This window comes from Kitasatospora sp. NPDC056184 (genome assembly GCF_042268405.1).
In the GTDB taxonomy this organism is placed as follows: domain Bacteria; phylum Actinomycetota; class Actinomycetes; order Streptomycetales; family Streptomycetaceae; genus Kitasatospora.
This window is the reverse complement of the sequence record NZ_JBHJUI010000006.1, coordinates 265,172-280,878: the sequence shown is the minus strand read 5'-3', so window position 1 is coordinate 280,878 and position 15,707 is coordinate 265,172. Positions and strand designations below refer to the sequence as shown.

Annotated in this window: 17 protein-coding genes; 7 read left to right on the top strand and 10 right to left on the bottom strand. The window is 72.6% G+C overall.

All coding sequences use genetic code 11. The features are described 5' to 3' along the window. Positions 1-130 precede the first annotated feature (130 nt). From ACFC0B_RS15315 to ACFC0B_RS15305, 3 genes are all read right to left on the bottom strand, one after another. A complete protein-coding gene (locus ACFC0B_RS15315; RefSeq protein ID WP_350542409.1) occupies positions 131-343 on the bottom strand; it encodes an acyl-CoA carboxylase subunit epsilon in 213 nt (70 codons plus the stop codon). 83 nt (positions 344-426) lie between these two features. Then, positions 427-2,025, bottom strand: coding sequence for an acyl-CoA carboxylase subunit beta (locus ACFC0B_RS15310; protein WP_376086282.1), 1,599 nt, complete (start codon positions 2,023-2,025; stop codon positions 427-429). 441 nt (positions 2,026-2,466) lie between these two features. Continuing rightward, a complete protein-coding gene (locus tag ACFC0B_RS15305; RefSeq protein ID WP_376086281.1) occupies positions 2,467-2,871 on the bottom strand; it encodes a PLD nuclease N-terminal domain-containing protein in 405 nt (134 codons plus the stop codon). Positions 2,872-3,007: 136 nt separating this feature from the next. Between ACFC0B_RS15305 and ACFC0B_RS15300 the strand changes: the two genes are divergently transcribed. Both ACFC0B_RS15300 and mqnP read left to right on the top strand, forming a co-directional pair. Next, positions 3,008-4,465 (top strand): menaquinone biosynthesis decarboxylase, encoded by a 1,458-nt coding sequence (locus ACFC0B_RS15300; RefSeq protein ID WP_376086280.1) that lies wholly within the window; start codon positions 3,008-3,010, stop codon positions 4,463-4,465. After that, positions 4,462-5,367: a menaquinone biosynthesis prenyltransferase MqnP gene (gene mqnP / locus ACFC0B_RS15295; protein ID WP_376086279.1), complete on the top strand. Its 906-nt coding sequence runs from the start codon at positions 4,462-4,464 to the stop codon at positions 5,365-5,367. The genes ACFC0B_RS15300 and mqnP overlap by 4 nt, the downstream gene beginning before the upstream one ends. Positions 5,368-5,386: 19 nt before the next feature. Here the strand turns inward: mqnP and ACFC0B_RS15290 are convergent, their stop codons facing one another. Beyond that, a complete protein-coding gene (locus ACFC0B_RS15290) occupies positions 5,387-5,599 on the bottom strand; it encodes a DUF4287 domain-containing protein (RefSeq protein ID WP_376086278.1) in 213 nt (70 codons plus the stop codon). Positions 5,600-5,989: 390 nt separating this feature from the next. Here ACFC0B_RS15290 and ACFC0B_RS15285 point away from each other — a divergent pair, with 390 nt between their 5' ends. From ACFC0B_RS15285 to ACFC0B_RS15270, 4 genes are all read left to right on the top strand, one after another. Beyond that, on the top strand, positions 5,990-8,509 hold the full coding sequence (locus ACFC0B_RS15285; protein WP_376086277.1) for a collagenase: 2,520 nt from the start codon (positions 5,990-5,992) through the stop codon (positions 8,507-8,509). Between the two features lie 109 nt (positions 8,510-8,618). After that, positions 8,619-9,569 carry a HEAT repeat domain-containing protein gene (locus ACFC0B_RS15280; RefSeq protein WP_376086276.1) on the top strand — a complete coding sequence of 317 codons (951 nt, stop codon included), beginning with the start codon at positions 8,619-8,621 and terminating at the stop codon, positions 9,567-9,569. Continuing rightward, positions 9,566-10,042: an HIT family protein gene (locus tag ACFC0B_RS15275; protein WP_376086275.1), complete on the top strand. Its 477-nt coding sequence runs from the start codon at positions 9,566-9,568 to the stop codon at positions 10,040-10,042. The genes ACFC0B_RS15280 and ACFC0B_RS15275 overlap by 4 nt, the downstream gene beginning before the upstream one ends. Before the next feature lie 85 nt (positions 10,043-10,127). Continuing rightward, positions 10,128-10,751, top strand: a complete 624-nt coding sequence (locus ACFC0B_RS15270) for a DJ-1/PfpI family protein (RefSeq protein ID WP_376086274.1) — start codon at positions 10,128-10,130, stop codon at positions 10,749-10,751. 41 nt (positions 10,752-10,792) lie between these two features. On the opposite strand, the gene ACFC0B_RS15265 is transcribed toward ACFC0B_RS15270, so the two are convergent. Together ACFC0B_RS15265 and ACFC0B_RS15260 are read right to left on the bottom strand one after the other, a co-directional pair. Continuing rightward, positions 10,793-11,548, bottom strand: coding sequence for an alpha/beta fold hydrolase (locus ACFC0B_RS15265; RefSeq protein WP_376086273.1), 756 nt, complete (start codon positions 11,546-11,548; stop codon positions 10,793-10,795). Positions 11,549-11,555: 7 nt separating this feature from the next. Next, positions 11,556-12,092 (bottom strand): GNAT family N-acetyltransferase, encoded by a 537-nt coding sequence (locus ACFC0B_RS15260; RefSeq protein ID WP_376086272.1) that lies wholly within the window; start codon positions 12,090-12,092, stop codon positions 11,556-11,558. Between the two features lie 168 nt (positions 12,093-12,260). Here ACFC0B_RS15260 and ACFC0B_RS15255 point away from each other — a divergent pair, with 168 nt between their 5' ends. Further along, a complete protein-coding gene (locus ACFC0B_RS15255) occupies positions 12,261-12,683 on the top strand; it encodes a 2'-5' RNA ligase family protein (protein WP_376086271.1) in 423 nt (140 codons plus the stop codon). A gap of 41 nt (positions 12,684-12,724) precedes the next feature. On the opposite strand, the gene ACFC0B_RS15250 is transcribed toward ACFC0B_RS15255, so the two are convergent. The 4 genes from ACFC0B_RS15250 to ACFC0B_RS15235 all read right to left on the bottom strand — a co-directional run bounded on the left by ACFC0B_RS15250 (position 12,725) and on the right by ACFC0B_RS15235 (position 15,696). Continuing rightward, positions 12,725-13,282 (bottom strand): histidine phosphatase family protein, encoded by a 558-nt coding sequence (locus tag ACFC0B_RS15250; RefSeq protein WP_376086270.1) that lies wholly within the window; start codon positions 13,280-13,282, stop codon positions 12,725-12,727. A gap of 103 nt (positions 13,283-13,385) precedes the next feature. After that, a complete protein-coding gene (locus ACFC0B_RS15245) occupies positions 13,386-14,375 on the bottom strand; it encodes an ABC transporter permease (RefSeq protein ID WP_376086269.1) in 990 nt (329 codons plus the stop codon). Further along, a complete protein-coding gene (locus tag ACFC0B_RS15240) occupies positions 14,372-15,265 on the bottom strand; it encodes an ABC transporter ATP-binding protein (RefSeq protein WP_376086268.1) in 894 nt (297 codons plus the stop codon). The genes ACFC0B_RS15245 and ACFC0B_RS15240 overlap by 4 nt, the downstream gene beginning before the upstream one ends. Then, the gene (locus tag ACFC0B_RS15235) at positions 15,262-15,696 is read right to left on the bottom strand and encodes a GntR family transcriptional regulator (protein WP_376086267.1); all 435 of its coding nucleotides are present in this window, start codon (positions 15,694-15,696) and stop codon (positions 15,262-15,264) included. Before ACFC0B_RS15235 ends, ACFC0B_RS15240 begins: the two co-directional genes overlap by 4 nt. Positions 15,697-15,707 lie beyond the last annotated feature (11 nt).

Here is a 15,707-nt window from a genome sequence, read left to right as displayed (position 1 = left end):
CGGCCCGGCCCCGGGCCCCCCCCGGGGGCCGGGGGGGGGGGGGGGCCGCCCGGGGGGCGCCCCCCCCCCCGGGGGGGGGGGGGGCCCCCCGCCGGTCGGACGGGTGTCGTCCGGGTCCTCGGTCGAGCCGTCAGGCGGCCCACTGCCAGCTGACCGGCGAGTAGTACGCCGGGCGGCGCTCCAGGCGCTGCCAGTTGGCGATCGGCTCGACCGGCGAGGCGGCGGCCGCCGCCTGCTGGGCGGCCGCGGCGCGGGCCATCAGCACGGCGGTCAGGGCGGCGAGCTCCTCGTCGGAGAGCGAGCCGCGGACGATGCGGACGAGTGGTTCGGCGGAAGCGGTCATGGTCCGGTCTTCTCCCGGCGGATGGTGGTGGTCGGTCGTCGTCGGCGTGCCCGGCGGTGCGGTGCCCGGCCGGGGCGGCACTGCTACATCGGCGGGTTGCCGTGCTTGCGGCTCGGCAGGTCCGCGTGCTTGGTACGCAGCATGGCCAGCGAGGACGCCAGGACCTGGCGGGTCTCGGCGGGGTCGATGACGTCGTCCACGAGGCCGCGCTCGGCCGCGTAGTACGGGTGCATCAGCTCGCTCTTGTATTCCTTGATCTTCTGGTTGCGCATCGCGTCCGGGTCGTCGGCGGCGTTGATGTCCCGGCGGAAGATGACGTTGGCGGCGCCCTCGGCACCCATGACGGCGATCTCGTTGGTCGGCCAGGCGAAGGAGAGGTCGGCGCCGATCGAGCGCGAGTCCATGACGATGTAGGCACCGCCGTAGGCCTTGCGCAGGATCAGCTGGATCCGCGGCACGGTCGCGTTGCAGTAGGCGTAGAGGAGCTTCGCGCCGTGCCGGATGATGCCGTCGTGCTCCTGGTCGACGCCGGGCAGGAAGCCGGGGACGTCGAGCATGGTGACCAGGGGGATGTTGAAGGCGTCGCACATCTGGACGAAGCGTGCGGCCTTCTCGCTGGCGTTGATGTCCAGGACGCCGGCCAGCGACTGCGGCTGGTTGGCGATGATGCCGGTGACGTGGCCGTCGATCCGGGCGAGCACGCAGAGCACGTTGGTGGCCCAGCGCTCGTGGACCTCCAGGTACTCGCCGTGGTCGACGATCTCCTCGATCACCTTGCGCATGTCGTACGGCCGGTTGCCGTCGGCCGGCACCAGGTCGAGCAGCGACTCGTTGCGGCGGTCCACCGGGTCGTCGTTGACGGCCGCCGGCGGCATCTCGCGGTTGTTCTGCGGCAGCAGCGACAGGAGGTAGCGGACCTCCTCGATGCAGGACTGCTCGTCGTCGTAGACGAAGTGCGAGACACCGGAGACGCCGGCGTGCACGTCGGCGCCGCCGAGCCCGTTCTGGCTGATCTTCTCGCCGGTGACGGCCTGGACGACGTCCGGGCCGGTGATGAACATCTGCGAGGTCTCGCGGACCATGAAGACGAAGTCGGTCAGGGCCGGCGAGTAGGCCGCGCCGCCGGCGCACGGGCCGAGCATCACGGAGATCTGCGGGATGACGCCGGAGGCCTTGGTGTTGCGCTGGAAGATGCCGCCGTAGCCGGCCAGGGCGGTGACGCCCTCCTGGATGCGGGCGCCGGCGCCGTCGTTGAGGGAGACCAGCGGGGCACCGGCCGCGATGGCCATGTCCATGATCTTGTGGATCTTCTGGGCGTGGGCCTCGCCGAGCGCGCCGCCGAAGATCCGGAAGTCGTGGGCGTAGGTGAAGACCGTCCGGCCGTGCACGGTGCCCCAGCCGACGACGACGCCGTCGGTGTGCGGCTTCTTCGCCTCCAGGCCGAAGCCGGTGGCGCGGTGCCGGCGCAGCGGCTCGACCTCGTGGAACGAGCCCTCGTCGAGCAGCAGGTCGATGCGCTCGCGGGCGGTCAGCTTGCCCTTGGCGTGCTGGGCCTCGGTGGCCTTCTCGCTCGGGCCGCGGCGGACCTGCTCGCGCAGTTCGTGCAGTTCCGCGACCCTGCCCCGCACGTCCGCGGGGACGTCGGGGACGTCGTCGACCGGCGCCTCGTGCACAACCGTCATCTCGAACCACTCCAAAGGTGAGGGAACTGTCCGACAGCCAACGTCTGCGATGCCCCCGGCTGCGAATCACTTCTTCACTTATGACTGTACGAGGGGCCGCACGCTGGTTTCGGCGTCGATTCCGTACAAGGTCGCGTCCGTTTAGATGTCAGGCCTGCACAGAAACCGAAGGGTTTCGGCCCGTGCGTCCGGTAGCTGTTCGATTACCCCGAGCTGTCGCCCGGATGACCCCCGGGTGAGCTGAACATGAGGAAACGCGCAGGTCAGGGCTGTCACGGTGAATGCTGCCAGGCTTGCCTCAAGGGGCGCTCAAGTGGCGCTTGGTGCGGCGGTGAAGGCGGTGCCGAGGGGCCGGCGCCGGCCTCCCAGTCGTAGGGATGCGCCAAAAACACCGCAGCCCACCCGGTGGATGCCGGGTGGGCCGTCCGAGCGATGCGGGGGTCAGGCCCGCCGTCCCCCGTCCGGGTCCTCCTCGCCGCGCAACTCGTTCTCGCGGCGGCGCAAATCCGCCTCCCACCGCTTGAGCATGTCCTCGTGCTCGTTGTCGGGCTTCTTCAGCGAGGCGAGGAACTCGGGGTCGTCGTCCGGGGCGAGCGGGCGGCCGTCGGGGCGGCGGCCGTACGCCGGGCCGCCCGCGCCGTGGCCGCCGGCCGGGGCGCTGCGCACCCCGCGCCGCTTGCCGGCCACCAGCCAGGCGATCGAGCCGACAAGCGGGAAGAGCAGCACGATGATCACCCAGACCACCTTGGGGAGGTGCTTCACCTCCTCCTCGGGGGTGGTCAGGCAGTCGATGAAGGCCCACACCCACAGGGCGAGCGGGAGCACGAAGGTCAGGATCCTCAGCACGGCGGCGTTCTCCCCCGGGCGGCGTCGGTGGCGGTCGGGTTCCTCGACGCGGCGTCCGCCGGCGGTGCGCGGCTTCAGCTGCTTCGAGGGGGCCCTTGACACAGGTCAGGCTATCGGGTGGCGGATACTGGCTGGCATGGCATACGACGATCTCCGCTCGTTCCTGCGGGCCCTCGACCGCGAAGGCGACCTCAAGCGCATCAAGGCGGAGGTGGACCCCTATCTGGAGATCGGCGAGATCGTCGACCGGGTGCAGAAGGCCAAGGGCCCGGCCCTGCTGTTCGAGAACGTCAAGGGCTCCACGATGCCGCTGGCGATGAACGTCTTCGGCACCGAGCGCCGGCTCGCCAAGGCGCTCGGCCTCAAGGGCCCGGAGGAGATCGGCGACAAGATCTCCGGCCTGCTGAAGCCGGAGCTGCCGCAGGGCTTCACCGGCTTCCGGGACGCCTTCGGCAAGCTCGCCTCGATGGCCCACGTGCCGCCGAAGCACGTGAAGGCCGGCGACGCCCCGGTGCAGGAGGTGGTGCTCACCGGTGACGACGTCAACCTGGACGAGCTGCCGGCGCTGTTCACCTGGCCGCTGGACGGCGGCTCCTTCTTCAACCTGGGCCTGACCCACACCAAGGACCCGGACACCGGCATCCGCAACCTCGGCCTGTACCGGCTGCAGCGGCACGACCGCCGCACCATCGGCATGCACTGGCAGATCCACAAGGACAGCCGCAACCACGCCGCGGTCGCCGCACGGCGGGGCGAGAAGCTGCCGGTCGCGATCGCCTTCGGCTGTCCGCCGGCCGTCACCTACGCGGCCACCGCGCCGCTGCCGGGCGACATCGACGAGTACCTGTTCGCCGGCTTCGTCGCGGGCGAGCGGGTGCGGATGGTGGACTGCAAGACCGTCCCGCTGCAGGTCCCGGCCGACGCCGAGGTGGTCCTGGAGGGCTGGCTGGAGCCGGGCGAGCTGCTGCCCGAGGGGCCGTTCGGCGACCACACCGGCTTCTACACGCCGCAGGAGCCGTTCCCGGCGCTGACGATCGACTGCGTGACGATGCGCCGCCGGCCGATCCTGCAGTCCATCGTGGTCGGCCGCCCGCCGACGGAGGACGGCCCGCTGGGCAAGTTCACCGAGCGCTTCTTCCTGCCGCTGCTGAAGATCATCATTCCGGACATCGTCGACTACGACCTGCCCGAGGCCGGCGGCTTCCACAACTGCGTGATCGTCTCGATCGACAAGAAGTACCCGAAGCACGCGCAGAAGACCATGCACGCCATCTGGGGCGCGCACATGATGTCGCTGACCAAGCTGATCATCGTGGTGGACTCCGACTGCGACGTCCACGACTACCAGGAGGTCGCCTGGCGGGCCTTCGGCAACGTCGACTACAGCCGCGACCTCACCGTGGTGGAGGGCCCGGTCGACCACCTCGACCACGCCTCCTACCAGCAGTTCTGGGGCGGCAAGGCGGGCATCGACGCGACCCGCAAGCTGCCCGAGGAGGGCTACACCCGCGACGGCGGCTGGCCCGAGATGGTCAGCTCCGACCCGGCGACCGCCGCCCTGGTGGACCGGCGCTGGAAGGAGTACGGGCTGTGAGCACCGCCGCCGCGCTCCCCGAGGTCCCGCCCGGCAAGGTCAGGTCCTTCCTGCGGCTGGTGATGATCGAGCACTCGGTCTTCGCCCTGCCGTTCGCCTACATCGCGGCGCTGACGGCGATGTTCCTGGCCGACGGGCGGGTGCACTGGGGCGAGCTGTTCATCGTCACCGTGTGCATGGTCGGGCTGCGGACCTTCGCGATGGCCGCCAACCGGATCATCGACCGCGAGATCGACGCCCGCAACCCCCGCACGGCCGGGCGCGAACTCGTCACCGGCGCCGTCTCGCTGAGGACGGCGTACGTCGGCTCGGCGATCGCCCTGGTGGTCTTCCTCGGCGCCGCGGCGCTGCTCAACCCGCTCTGCCTGGCGCTCGCGCCGGTGGCCGTGGTGCCGATGGTGGTCTACCCGTACGGCAAGCGGTTCACCGACTTCCCGCAGGCGATCCTGGGCCTGGCCCAGGCGATGGGCCCGGTCGGCGCCTGGCTGGCCGTCACCGGCACCTGGTCCTGGGACGCGGTCGTGCTCGGCGCGGCCGTCGGCATCTGGATCGGCGGCTTCGACCTGGTCTACGCCTGCCAGGACGTCGCGTCCGACCGGGCGGACGGCGTGCGCTCGGTGCCGGCCCGCTTCGGCGTCCCGGCCGCGATCCGCGGCGCCCGCGCCTGCCACGTGGTCACCACGCTGCTGCTCGGCTGGTACGCGGTGCTCACCGACGCGGGCGTGGCGTTCTGGATCGGCCTGCTGGTGGTCGCGGCCGCCTTCGGCTACGAGCACACCATCGTCAAGCCGAACGACCTGTCGCGGCTGAACCGGGCGTTCTTCCAGACCAACGGCTTCGTCGGGATCTCGCTGTTCTTCTTCGCCCTCGTGGACCTGGTGGTGCGCGGCCTCGGCATCTGAGGCCGCGCCCCCCGGGGCCCTACTTCCCGCCCTCGTCGAGCGTGTGCTTGACGAGGGCGTTCGCGTGTCCGTGGCCGAGGCCGTGCTCGGCCTTGAGCCAGGCGACCAGTTCCATGTGCCTGGTCAGCGGGGAGGAGCGGATCAGCTCCTTCCAGTGCGCGATCGGGTGCCCGTACTTCTTCTCGATGGAGGGGAAGTAGCTGGCGGGGCCGTTGGCGGGGGTGGCGGTCATGGGGGTCTCCTTCGTTCGCTGCTCATAGGACCGGGCCCGGCACGGAAACTCATCGGCCCTCGAAGGTGATCCGGGTCACAGCATCCCGGGAGGCTCCGCGCCGACCGGGCCGGGGGCGCGGATCCGGCCAGTCCGAACGGTCCGCCGGCCCGTGCGGCCGCCCGACTCGTGGCTCGACGTCCCTTCGGTCCCCGGCTGCCGGTTCGTTCCGGCCGGAACCGCCGCAGGTCGGCCGCGTGGAGGGCGGCGCGCGTGGAGGTGGCTGAAAATCTTATGCAATATAACCTGTGACATTGTTCTCATCACCGGCCGATGACAGGATCCACGCCACATCTCCTTCCTTCAGTCCGACCCCACGTCGGGCTGCCCCCACTCGACGAAGGATTCGGCGTGCTCCTGCGCACCAGACTCTCCATGCTCGCGGCAGGCGTCGTCGCCTGTTGCGCCACGGCCACCGCCGTGCTGCCGACCCAGGCCTTCGCGGCGCCCTCCGCCGCTGCCGCCAACCCGACCGCGACGGCGCCCGCCGCCGCACCGGCCGGTCCGGTCGGACCCGCCGCCCCGACCCCGGCCGAGACGGGCTCCGAGGAACCCGCCGAGCCCGCCGCCCCGCGTCCCCCGGCACTGATCGGCGCGACGCGCCTGCTGGAGGAGCCGGCCGAGGCGAGCGCCCCCGCCCAGTTCAAGTCCCTCGCCGTACAGAGCTGCACCCCGGCCGACTTCGCGGCCCTCACCGGGGCCGACCTGGTCGCCTTCATCCGGAGCTCGACCCCGGAGTGCGTCAACTCGCTGTACGACAGCGCCGTCGCCGACCCGAGCATCTTCAACCAGGCCCGGATGCTGTCCGTCGCGGCCACCCTCAAGGACCTGGCGGCGAACTACACCGGCGACAACACGACCGGCATCGCGCAGCTGGTGAAGTACCTGCAGGTGGGCTACTACATCCAGTTCAAGTACCCCGTCGCGGCCGGCCCGTACACCGGCGAGCTCGAGACCGCCGTCTCCACCGCCCTGGACGCGTTCTTCGCCGGCACCCGCTGGCGCGACGTCACGGAGAACAACGGCCGCATCCTCAAGGAGGTGGTGTGGCTCACTGACAGCGCCAACCTCCAGGCCCGCTACAAGGGCGCCTACAAGCGGATCCTGGACGAGTACGACAACACCTACAACCAGTTCCCGCAGATGCGCAGCGCGGTCAACTCGGTGCTGTACTACCCGCTCTGGTTCGGCTACCGGAACGCGGGCTTCGTCCAGTCGCTCGCGACCGACCCGAGCCTCATCAACTCGCTCGCCGACTTCGCGATCAACCACCGGGACCTGCTCAGCGGGCCCTACACCACCCTCGACACCAACGCGGGCAACGACCTGGCCAAGTTCGCCGGAATGAGCTCCGCCGCCGAGGCCGTGGCCAAGCCGCTGGTCAAGAAGGTGCTGGACTCCGCGCCGCTGGTCTCGTCCTTCTCGTCGCTGTACCTGTACACGGCCCGCCAGGCCGAGTACTTCAACAACGGCCAGTGCTCGTACTACGGCATCTGCGACCTGAACAACAAGCTCATCTCGGTGATCCTGCCGAACCAGCTGGTCTGCGACAACCGCATCCTCCAGGCCCAGGCCCTGTCGGCCGCCGAGCTGGCCGCCGTCTGCGAGAGCCTGCGCAGCCAGGACGCGCTCTTCCACAGCGTGTCCAAGGACAACGGGCCCATCCCGAACCAGTACGCGAAGACCGTCACCTTCGGGATCTTCGCCAACAAGGCCGAGTACAACGCCTACTCGTGGGCGATCTACGGCAACGGCACCGACAACGGCGGCCAGACCGTCATGGACGCGACCGACCCGAACCGGCGGGCCGTGACCGTGATGTACCAGAAGGCCTGGAACGTCAACGACACGGCCCGGGTGTGGAACCTCAACCACGAGTACACCCACTACCTCGACAGCATCTACAACCTGAAGGGCAACTACGACACCCAGTCGTCCGTCCCGAACAAGTGGTGGGTCGAGGGCCTCGCCGAGTACGTCTCGTTCCGCCACCGCGGCGCCACCGACGTCGACGCGATGAACCAGGCGGCCAAGCACACCTACAAGCTCAGCACCCTCTTCCAGAACACCTACGCCAACTCGGACTCGACCCGCATCTACCCGTGGGGCTACCTGTCCGTCCGGTACATGCTGGAGAAGCACCCGGCCGACGTCCAGGCCATGCTGGAGCGCTTCCGCGCCGGTGACTACCCGGGCGGCTACGCGGTCTACAACAACCTCGGCACCTCCTACGACGCCGACTTCGACGCCTGGCTGGACGCCTGCACCGCCGGCGCCTGCTACGTGGACGGTCCGACCGCCCGGTTCGACAACTCGGTGAACGGATCGACCGTCAACCTGACCGAGCGGTCCGTGCAGACCGGCCCGGGCCGGATCACCGGCTGGCACTGGAACTTCGGCGACGGCACCACCTCGGACGAGCGCAACCCGAGCCACACCTACGCGGTCCCCGGCATCTACGCCGCGGCCCTGACCGTCACCGACGACACCGGCCGGACCGGCACCACCTCGGTCAACGTCACCACGACCGCCGTCGCCCTGCCGGCCTGCCCCGAGCAGCGCGCCGACGCGATGGGCCGCAACTGCTCGCGCAGCGGCCGCGCCGCGACCGCCGGCAACACCGACTACCTGTACGTCTACCTGCCGGCCGGCACCACCACGCTGAAGGTCACCGCCTCCGGCGGCACCGGCACCGCGTACCTGTACTACAACGACGGCACCTGGGCCTCGCCGAAGGCCTACACCGCCGCCTCGACGAGCACCGACACCACCCAGTCCATCACCGTCACCAACCCCACGGCCGGCTACCGCTACCTCGGCCTGTACGCCGCCACCGACTTCAGCGGCGTCACGGTCACCACCCAGTTCTGACCCACGACGGATCCACCCGCCCGGCCGGGCTCTCCCGGCCGGGCACTCCGCGTTCCACGGGCACGGAAACCGCTGTCCGGGGCAAGGGCCCGTCGGCCAGACTGGCCCGATGGTGATGAACACGGCGGCGGCGCTCGCCCACGGGACCGAACTGCTCGGCTCGGCGGAGCCGGCCCAACGGGCGGCGGGCTGCGATCTGGTGGGCGAGGCGGCCGACCGCGACGAGGCGGTGCGGGCCGGGGCGGCGACCGTGCTGCTCGCCCTCGCCGAGCGGGAGCGGGACGGCGGTGTCCTGGCCCGCCTGGCGGGGGCGCTCGGACGCGCCGGGGACGGGCGGGCGGTGCCCGTCCTGGTCGCCCTGGCCGGCCACCCCGACGCGCAGGTGCGCGGACAGGTGGCCTCCGCCCTCTCCCTCGACGAGGTCGTCACCGGCCCGCCGGACGCCCCGGGCGTCCGCGCGCTCCTCGGCCTGACCCGGGACGCGGACCCGGAGGTCCGCGACTGGGCGACGTTCACCCTCGGCTTCCAGTGCGAGGCCGACGGCCCGGAGGTGCGGGCGGCGCTCTGGGAGCGGACCGGTGACGCGTACCCGGCCGCCCGGGAGGAGGGCGTCCACGGCCTGGCGCGGCGGCGCGACCCGCGCGCCGTGCCGCTGATGCGGGAGCTGCTGGCGGATCCGGACGGCGCGGCCGTGCTCACCTTCAGGGCGGCGGAGATCCTGGGCGCCCCCGAACTGCTGCCGCTGCTGGAGGACTACGACCCGGACGACACCGGGGTGGCCGACGCGCTCGCCGCCTGCGACCCGTCCCGGCGGGTCCGGCTGGAGGACGGGGCGTGGGGGTTGCTGGGCGAGCTGGAACGGCTGCGGCCCGACCTGGCGGCCGCGGTGTGGGCGGCCCGCTGCGAACCCGGGCTGACCCTCGCTGTCGGCGACGCCCCGGACGCACCGGTCTACGACGTCGGGGCCCTGCTGGACCGGGCGGGCGGCGACCCGGTGCGGGCGGCCGAGCTCGTCGGATCGGATCACCCGATGATCACACGCCCTAGCATCGGCGCATGACCGACACCAGCGACTGGAAGTCCGACCGCATCGGCAGCGCCCTGCGCGGCGAGAACCCCACCGTCATCCGGCGCCTGGACGCCGGGTTCGCGGTGGCCGGGGACGTGCAGTTCCTGCCCGGGTACGCGATCCTGCTCACCGACCGCCCGGGGGTGCAGCGGCTCTCCGACCTGCCCCGCCCCCGCCGGCTCGCCTACCTGGAGGACCTCGACCGCCTCGGCGAGGCCGTCGAGCGGGCCTGCCGCGCGGCCGACCCCGCCTTCCGCCGGGTCAACCTGGAGATCCTCGGCAACACCGACCCGATGCTGCACGCCCACGTCTGGCCCCGCTACGACTGGGAGCCCGCCGACCTCGTCCGCCTCCCCGTCTGGCTCTACCCCCGCACCCACTGGACCGACCCGGCCCACGCCCTCACCCCCGCCCACGACCCCCTCCGCGCCGCCATCGGCACGGAGCTGGATGCGCTGGGGTAAAGGTCGGTGGTGCAGACCACTCGTTCTCGTGAATCGGCTGACCTGGGGCGGGACGGGTGGCCAACTCGCGCCTACGCTGCGGGACATGGACATCGCCATCGTGCTCTTCGACGACTTCGAGCCGCTCGACGCGATCGGGCCGTACCAGGTGCTCGGCTATCTGCCGGGGGCCACCGTGCGGTTCGTGGCGGCGGGGGAGAAGGGCCCGGTGGCCGACAGCATCGGGGGGATGCGGCTGGACGTGGCCGCCCGGTACGCGGACGTCGGGGCGTGCGACGTGCTGCTCGTCCCGGGCGGGCACGGCACCCGGCCGCTGATGGGGGACGAGGCGTTCCTCGACTGGCTGCGCCGCACGCACGCGGGCACCCGGTTCACCGCCTCCGTGTGCACCGGCGCGCTGCTGCTCGGGGCCGCCGGGCTGCTCGACGGCCTCGCCGCCACCACGCACTGGGCGGCCGCCGGCGAACTGGCCGCGTTCGGCGCCGAGTACACCCCCGAGCGGGTGGTGCGCCGGGACCGGATCGTCACCGCGGCCGGCATCTCCGCCGGCATCGACATGGCGCTCCACCTCGCCGCCCTGCTCAGCGACGAGACCACCGCCCGGGCGATCCAGCTGCACGCCGAGTACGACCCCCGGCCGCCCTTCGACAGCGGCTCCTGGGCGAAGGCCTCGCCCGCCGTGCGGGAGCGGATCAGGGCGCTCGGGTAGCCCCCGGAGGGCTCGGCGGACGTGCTCGGCGTGCTCCGCCGCTACGCGTGCAGGAAGGCCTCCAGGGCGGCGGCCAGGGCGACCGGCGTCTCGTGCATCGGGTAGTGGCCGGAGGCGGGCAACTGCTCCACCTCGGCGTTGGGGTAGTGGGCGAGGAAGGTGGCGCGCATCGCGTCGGCGGTCAGCAGGAGGTCGTGCTCGCCCACGAACACCCGCACCGGCACGGGGTTCCCGGCGATCCGGTCCACCAGGTCGGCGGTGGTCCAGTCCCGCACGTAGCCGCCGAAGGCCTCGCGGGTGGACAGCTCCAGCGAGCGGTCCACCATCCGGTCGAGCCAGACCCGGCCGGCCCGCCGCCCGGTCACCCGGTCCAGGATCTCGAACCGCTTCGCCCGGTCCTCGGCCGCGCCGTAGAACAGCGCCTCGCCGTCCGCGTCCATCGGGTACGGGCCGGCCGGGACGGGCGCCAGCCCGGCCAGCCTCCGCACCCGGTGCGGCGCCTGGGCGAGCACCTGCTGGACGGCCTTGCCGCCCATCGAGTGCCCGACCAGCGAGAAGTCCTGCCAGCCGAGCTGGTCGGCCAGCGCGAGCGCGTCGTCCGCGATCTCGGCCAGCGTGTAGGCGCCGGGCACGTCCTTGCGGTCGCCGTAGCCCCGGTAGTCGAGGAACGCGTAGCCGAAGGCGGAGCCGTCCAGGTAGTCCGGGAACGGGCCCCAGCCCGCGCTGGTGCCGAACCAGTCGTGCAGCACCAGGACCTTGTGGGCGCCGGTGCCGACCAAGCGGTGAGGGATCGTCATGCGGGGCTTACTGCCCGGTGCGGGCGGACTCCGAACCCGGCGCGCGGAGCCCGCGCCGGAAGGCCAGGCCGGGCCGCCCGCCGACGACCGCCCCGCCCGCCTCGGTGAACCCGGTACGGGCGAGCACCGCCCGGGAGGCCGCGTTGTCGACCGTGGTCACGGCGGTCAGCTCGCTCAACCCGTACTCCTCGGCCGCCAGTCGGCAGACCTGCTCGACCGCCGTCCGCGCCACGCCCCGTCCGGCGGCCGACTCGGCGACCCGGTAGCCGAGTTCGGCGCTCCCGGCCGCCGCGTCCACCAGGTTGACCCGCCCGACGATCCGCCCGCCGGCCTCCCGTACGACGTGGAAGTGGCAGGCCCCGCCGTCCTGTTCGGCGAGCAGCGCCCGGTGCCGCTCCGCGAACCCGGCCGCGGTGAAGTAGGTGTCCCCCCTGTCCGGCACCGACCGCGCGAACCACGCCCGGTTCTCCCGCTCGAACGCCAGCACCGCCGCCGCGTGCCCGTCCGCCAACCGCTCCAACCGGATGCCGCCCCCTGTGTCCATCCGCTCATGCTCACGCCCTGGGGCGACCGCCGTCCAGTGTGGAGAATGCGGGTATGACACAGGCGGGCGAGAGCGCACTGATCCTCCCGGTGCCGGAGGCGGAAGCCGTCGTCGGGCCCTGGCGCGAGCGGTACGACCCGTCGGCTCGGCGTTCCGGCCCACGTCACGGTGCTGTACCCGTTCGTGCCGGCCGACCGGCTGGATGCCGCGGTGCTCGGCGACCTCGGCGCACTCCTCGCCGCCCGGGGCGGGTTCGACCTCGCCTTCACCCACTGCGGGAACTTCCCCGGCGTCCACTACCTGGCCCCGGCGGCCGACGGCGCCGCGCGGTTGAACGCGCTCACGGCCGCCGTCGCCGCCCGCTGGCCGGAACACCCGCCCTACGGAGGACGGTTCGAGGAGGTCGTCCCGCACCTGACGGTGGCCTACCACGACGATCCCGGGCCCGTCGCCGCCGACCTCGCCCCGCACCTGCCGCTCGCCGCCCGCGCCGAGGCCGTCCGGCTGCTGGTGCACGACGGTGCGCGATGGGTCCGGCGCGCCGACTTCCCACTGTGCGGCGGGTCGAGCCCGAGGGTTCGGACCCCGTGATCCACCGCCTCCTCCCGGCCCGCCGGTGAGCGCCCGGGAGGTCAGCCGGTCGGAGCCCAGAAGCCGGTCATCCGCGCGAGACCGGGGCCGAGGCTCCGCCAGGGGCCGTCGACGGTGAGGACGGCGACGGCGGCGGTGGGGAATCCGGACCGCGCCACCCGCTCGGACAGTTCGTCCTCCGCCGCGTCACGGCCCCGTACCGCGAGGACGTCGACCAGGTCGTGGAGGCTCGGGTTGTGGCCGACCACGACCAGGTCGCCCACTGCCTCCGGCGTCTCCCGCAGGATCGCGATCAGCTCGTCGATCCCGGCCTCACGGCGGTGGATGTCGACGCTGACGTCGTAGATCCGCCGCTCGTGGACGGTTTCGGGTGCCCGGGGGAGCGCCGCCCGGACGCGCTCCCAGGTCTCGCTGGTGCGCCGGGCGCTGGACACGCGTGCGAGAGCGGGGGCGATGCCGGATTCCGCGAGCCACCGCCCTGCCGACGAGGCCTCGGTGCGGCCCCGCCCGTCCAGGCGCCGCTCGTGGTCGACCGCGGTCTCCCGCTCGGCCTGCGCGTGGCGGACCAGGACGATCCTCCGGACGTCGTCGGCGGTCATGGTGCCCTCTCCTTCCACCGACCGGAACAACCGGACGTGCACGACCCGGTCGGTTCGGGGATGCTACCAACGGCCCGTCAGGACACCCTGTCCCGCCCGGGGCTCAGGCGATGCGGCGGACGCGGCGGACGGCGAGGGTGACGAGCAGGGCGGTCAGGGCGAGGAAGACGCCGGTCTCGATGGCCTGGAAGGTCCAGAAGCGGTCGGCCGGCTGGTACTCCTGCCAGTTGGTGTAGGGACCGGGGCCGAAGCCGTCCTCGGCGAAGCGGGCCACGCAGCGCGCGGTGTCGCCGGCGCCGTCGGGGCCGCAGCCGACGCGGGCGTCGGGGAGGACGAGGGTGCCGGAGCCGTTGCGGACGCCCTGCTGGTAGACCCAGTCGCCGGCGAAGCGGTTGGCCGTGACCGGGCTGTCGATCGCGTAGGTGAGCGACTTGGCCGGCAGGAACGCGGGGCGGGCGAGGAGCTCGACGAGGGCGCGGACGGCGATGAACGCGGCGAGCGAGACGCCCATCGCGGGCAGCGTCCGGCGGCTCAGCGTGCCGGCGAGGATGCCGAGCGCGACCGCGAACAGCGTGTAGCCGATCGGTGCGACGCCCTGGACGTCGAAGAACAGGTACCGGAAGCGGCCGAGCCCGTTGTCGGCGAGCGGGGCGAGCCACCAGGCGGCGCCGAGCGCGAAGCCGACGGACAGCACCAGCGCGACCGCGCCGATCAGCCCGAACTTGGTGAGGATCCAGCGGCGGCGGCTGATGCCCTGAGTCCACACCAGCCGGTGGGTGCCGTTCTCGACCTCCCGGGCGACCAGCGGGGCGCCGAGGAAGAGGCCGGCGAGCAGCGGCAGCAGGACGAAGAGGATGGCCAGGAAGGCGGTCGAGTCGTACTGGTTGGCGAAGCGCTGGCTCAGCGCCTCGCAGCCCTCGCCGCTGACGAACCGGGCGTGGCCCTGGGCGCGCAGGCAGGCGCCGAGGCCGGAGTCCTCGAAGGACGAGCGCATGGACAGGCCGGTGGGGACGAGCACGGCGGCGAGCACGGCGAGTGCCACGGCCGTCCACAGGGCCTGCTTGCGGTGCTGGCGCCAGGTCAGCCAGATCACGCGGCCACCTCCGTGCGGGAGGCGCCGGCGGAGGCGCCGAGGTGGGCGAGGACGAGGTCCTCCAGGGTGACCTCGTGCACCGCCCAGCGGTTCCCGTCGACCGGCCCGTCGGTGCGCACCAGCAGGGTGGACTGCCGTTCGGTGTGGCTGGCCCGGATCACCGAGGCCACCCCGGGGACGGCGGCGCCGTCGGCGACCCGGGGGCCGATCAGCCGGCAGTGCCCGGCGAGCAACTCCTCGACCGGACCGGCGAGGTGGACGTGCGAGGTGTGCAGCAGCACCAGGTGGTCGCAGACCCGTTCGAGGTCGGCGAGCAGGTGGGAGGAGAGCAGGACGGTCGTCCCGTACTCGCCCACGGCGCCCATCAGGGCCTGCATGAACTCGTGCCGGGCGAGCGGGTCCAGGGCCGCCACCGGCTCGTCGAGCAGCAGCAGCCGGGGCCGCTTGGCGAGCGCCAGCGCCAGCGCGACCTGGGCGCGCTGGCCGCCGGAGAGCTTGCCGACGGGCTTGTCGGACGGGATGCCGGTCCGGGCCAGCCGGTCCCGGGCGATCGCGGCGTCCCAGGTGCCGCGGCGGTTGAGCCGCCCGCCCATGGTGATCAGCTCGGCGGCGGTGAAGTCGGGGTAGAGCGGGGTGTCCTGGGCGACGAAGCCGAGGTCGGCCAGGGCGCCGGGGTCGCGGCGCGGGTCCCGTCCGAAGACCCGGACCTGTCCGGCGTCGGGCTGCAGCAGTCCGACGGCCAGGTGGAGCAGGGTGGACTTGCCCGCGCCGTTGGGCCCGACCAGGGCGGCGATCCGCCCGGCGGGGAGGTCCAGCGAGCAGTCCCGGAGGGCCCAGGCGCGCCCGTAGCGCTTCCCCAACCCCTCGGTGTGCAGAGCGACTTCCGTCATGTGTTTCCCCCAGATGACTGTCGGTCCGGTTCGGTTCCGCCCGTGGGCGGCCGGTCGGGCGTGGCCCGCAGAGTGGTGTCGACGAGCGCGGTGATGTCCTCGCGGGCGAGCCCGGCGGCCCGGGCCTTGGCCAGCCAGGCGACCAGCTCCTCGCGGAGCTCGGTCTGATGGGCCAGCGCGGGCCCGGCCAGGGTGCGGACCAGGAAGGTCCCCACTCCCGGCCGGCCCTCGGCGAGCCCCTCCAGCTCCAGCTCCCGGTAGGCCTTGAGCACGGTGTTGGGGTTGATCGCCAGGGCCTGGGCCACGTCCCGCACCTTGGGGAGCCGGTCCCCCGGTTGCGCCAGTCCGACCCGCAGTGCCTGCTTCACCTGCAGGACCAGCTGCATGTACGTGGCCACGCGTGAGCGGCCGTCGAGCACGAACTCGATCACCAGTTGTTCTC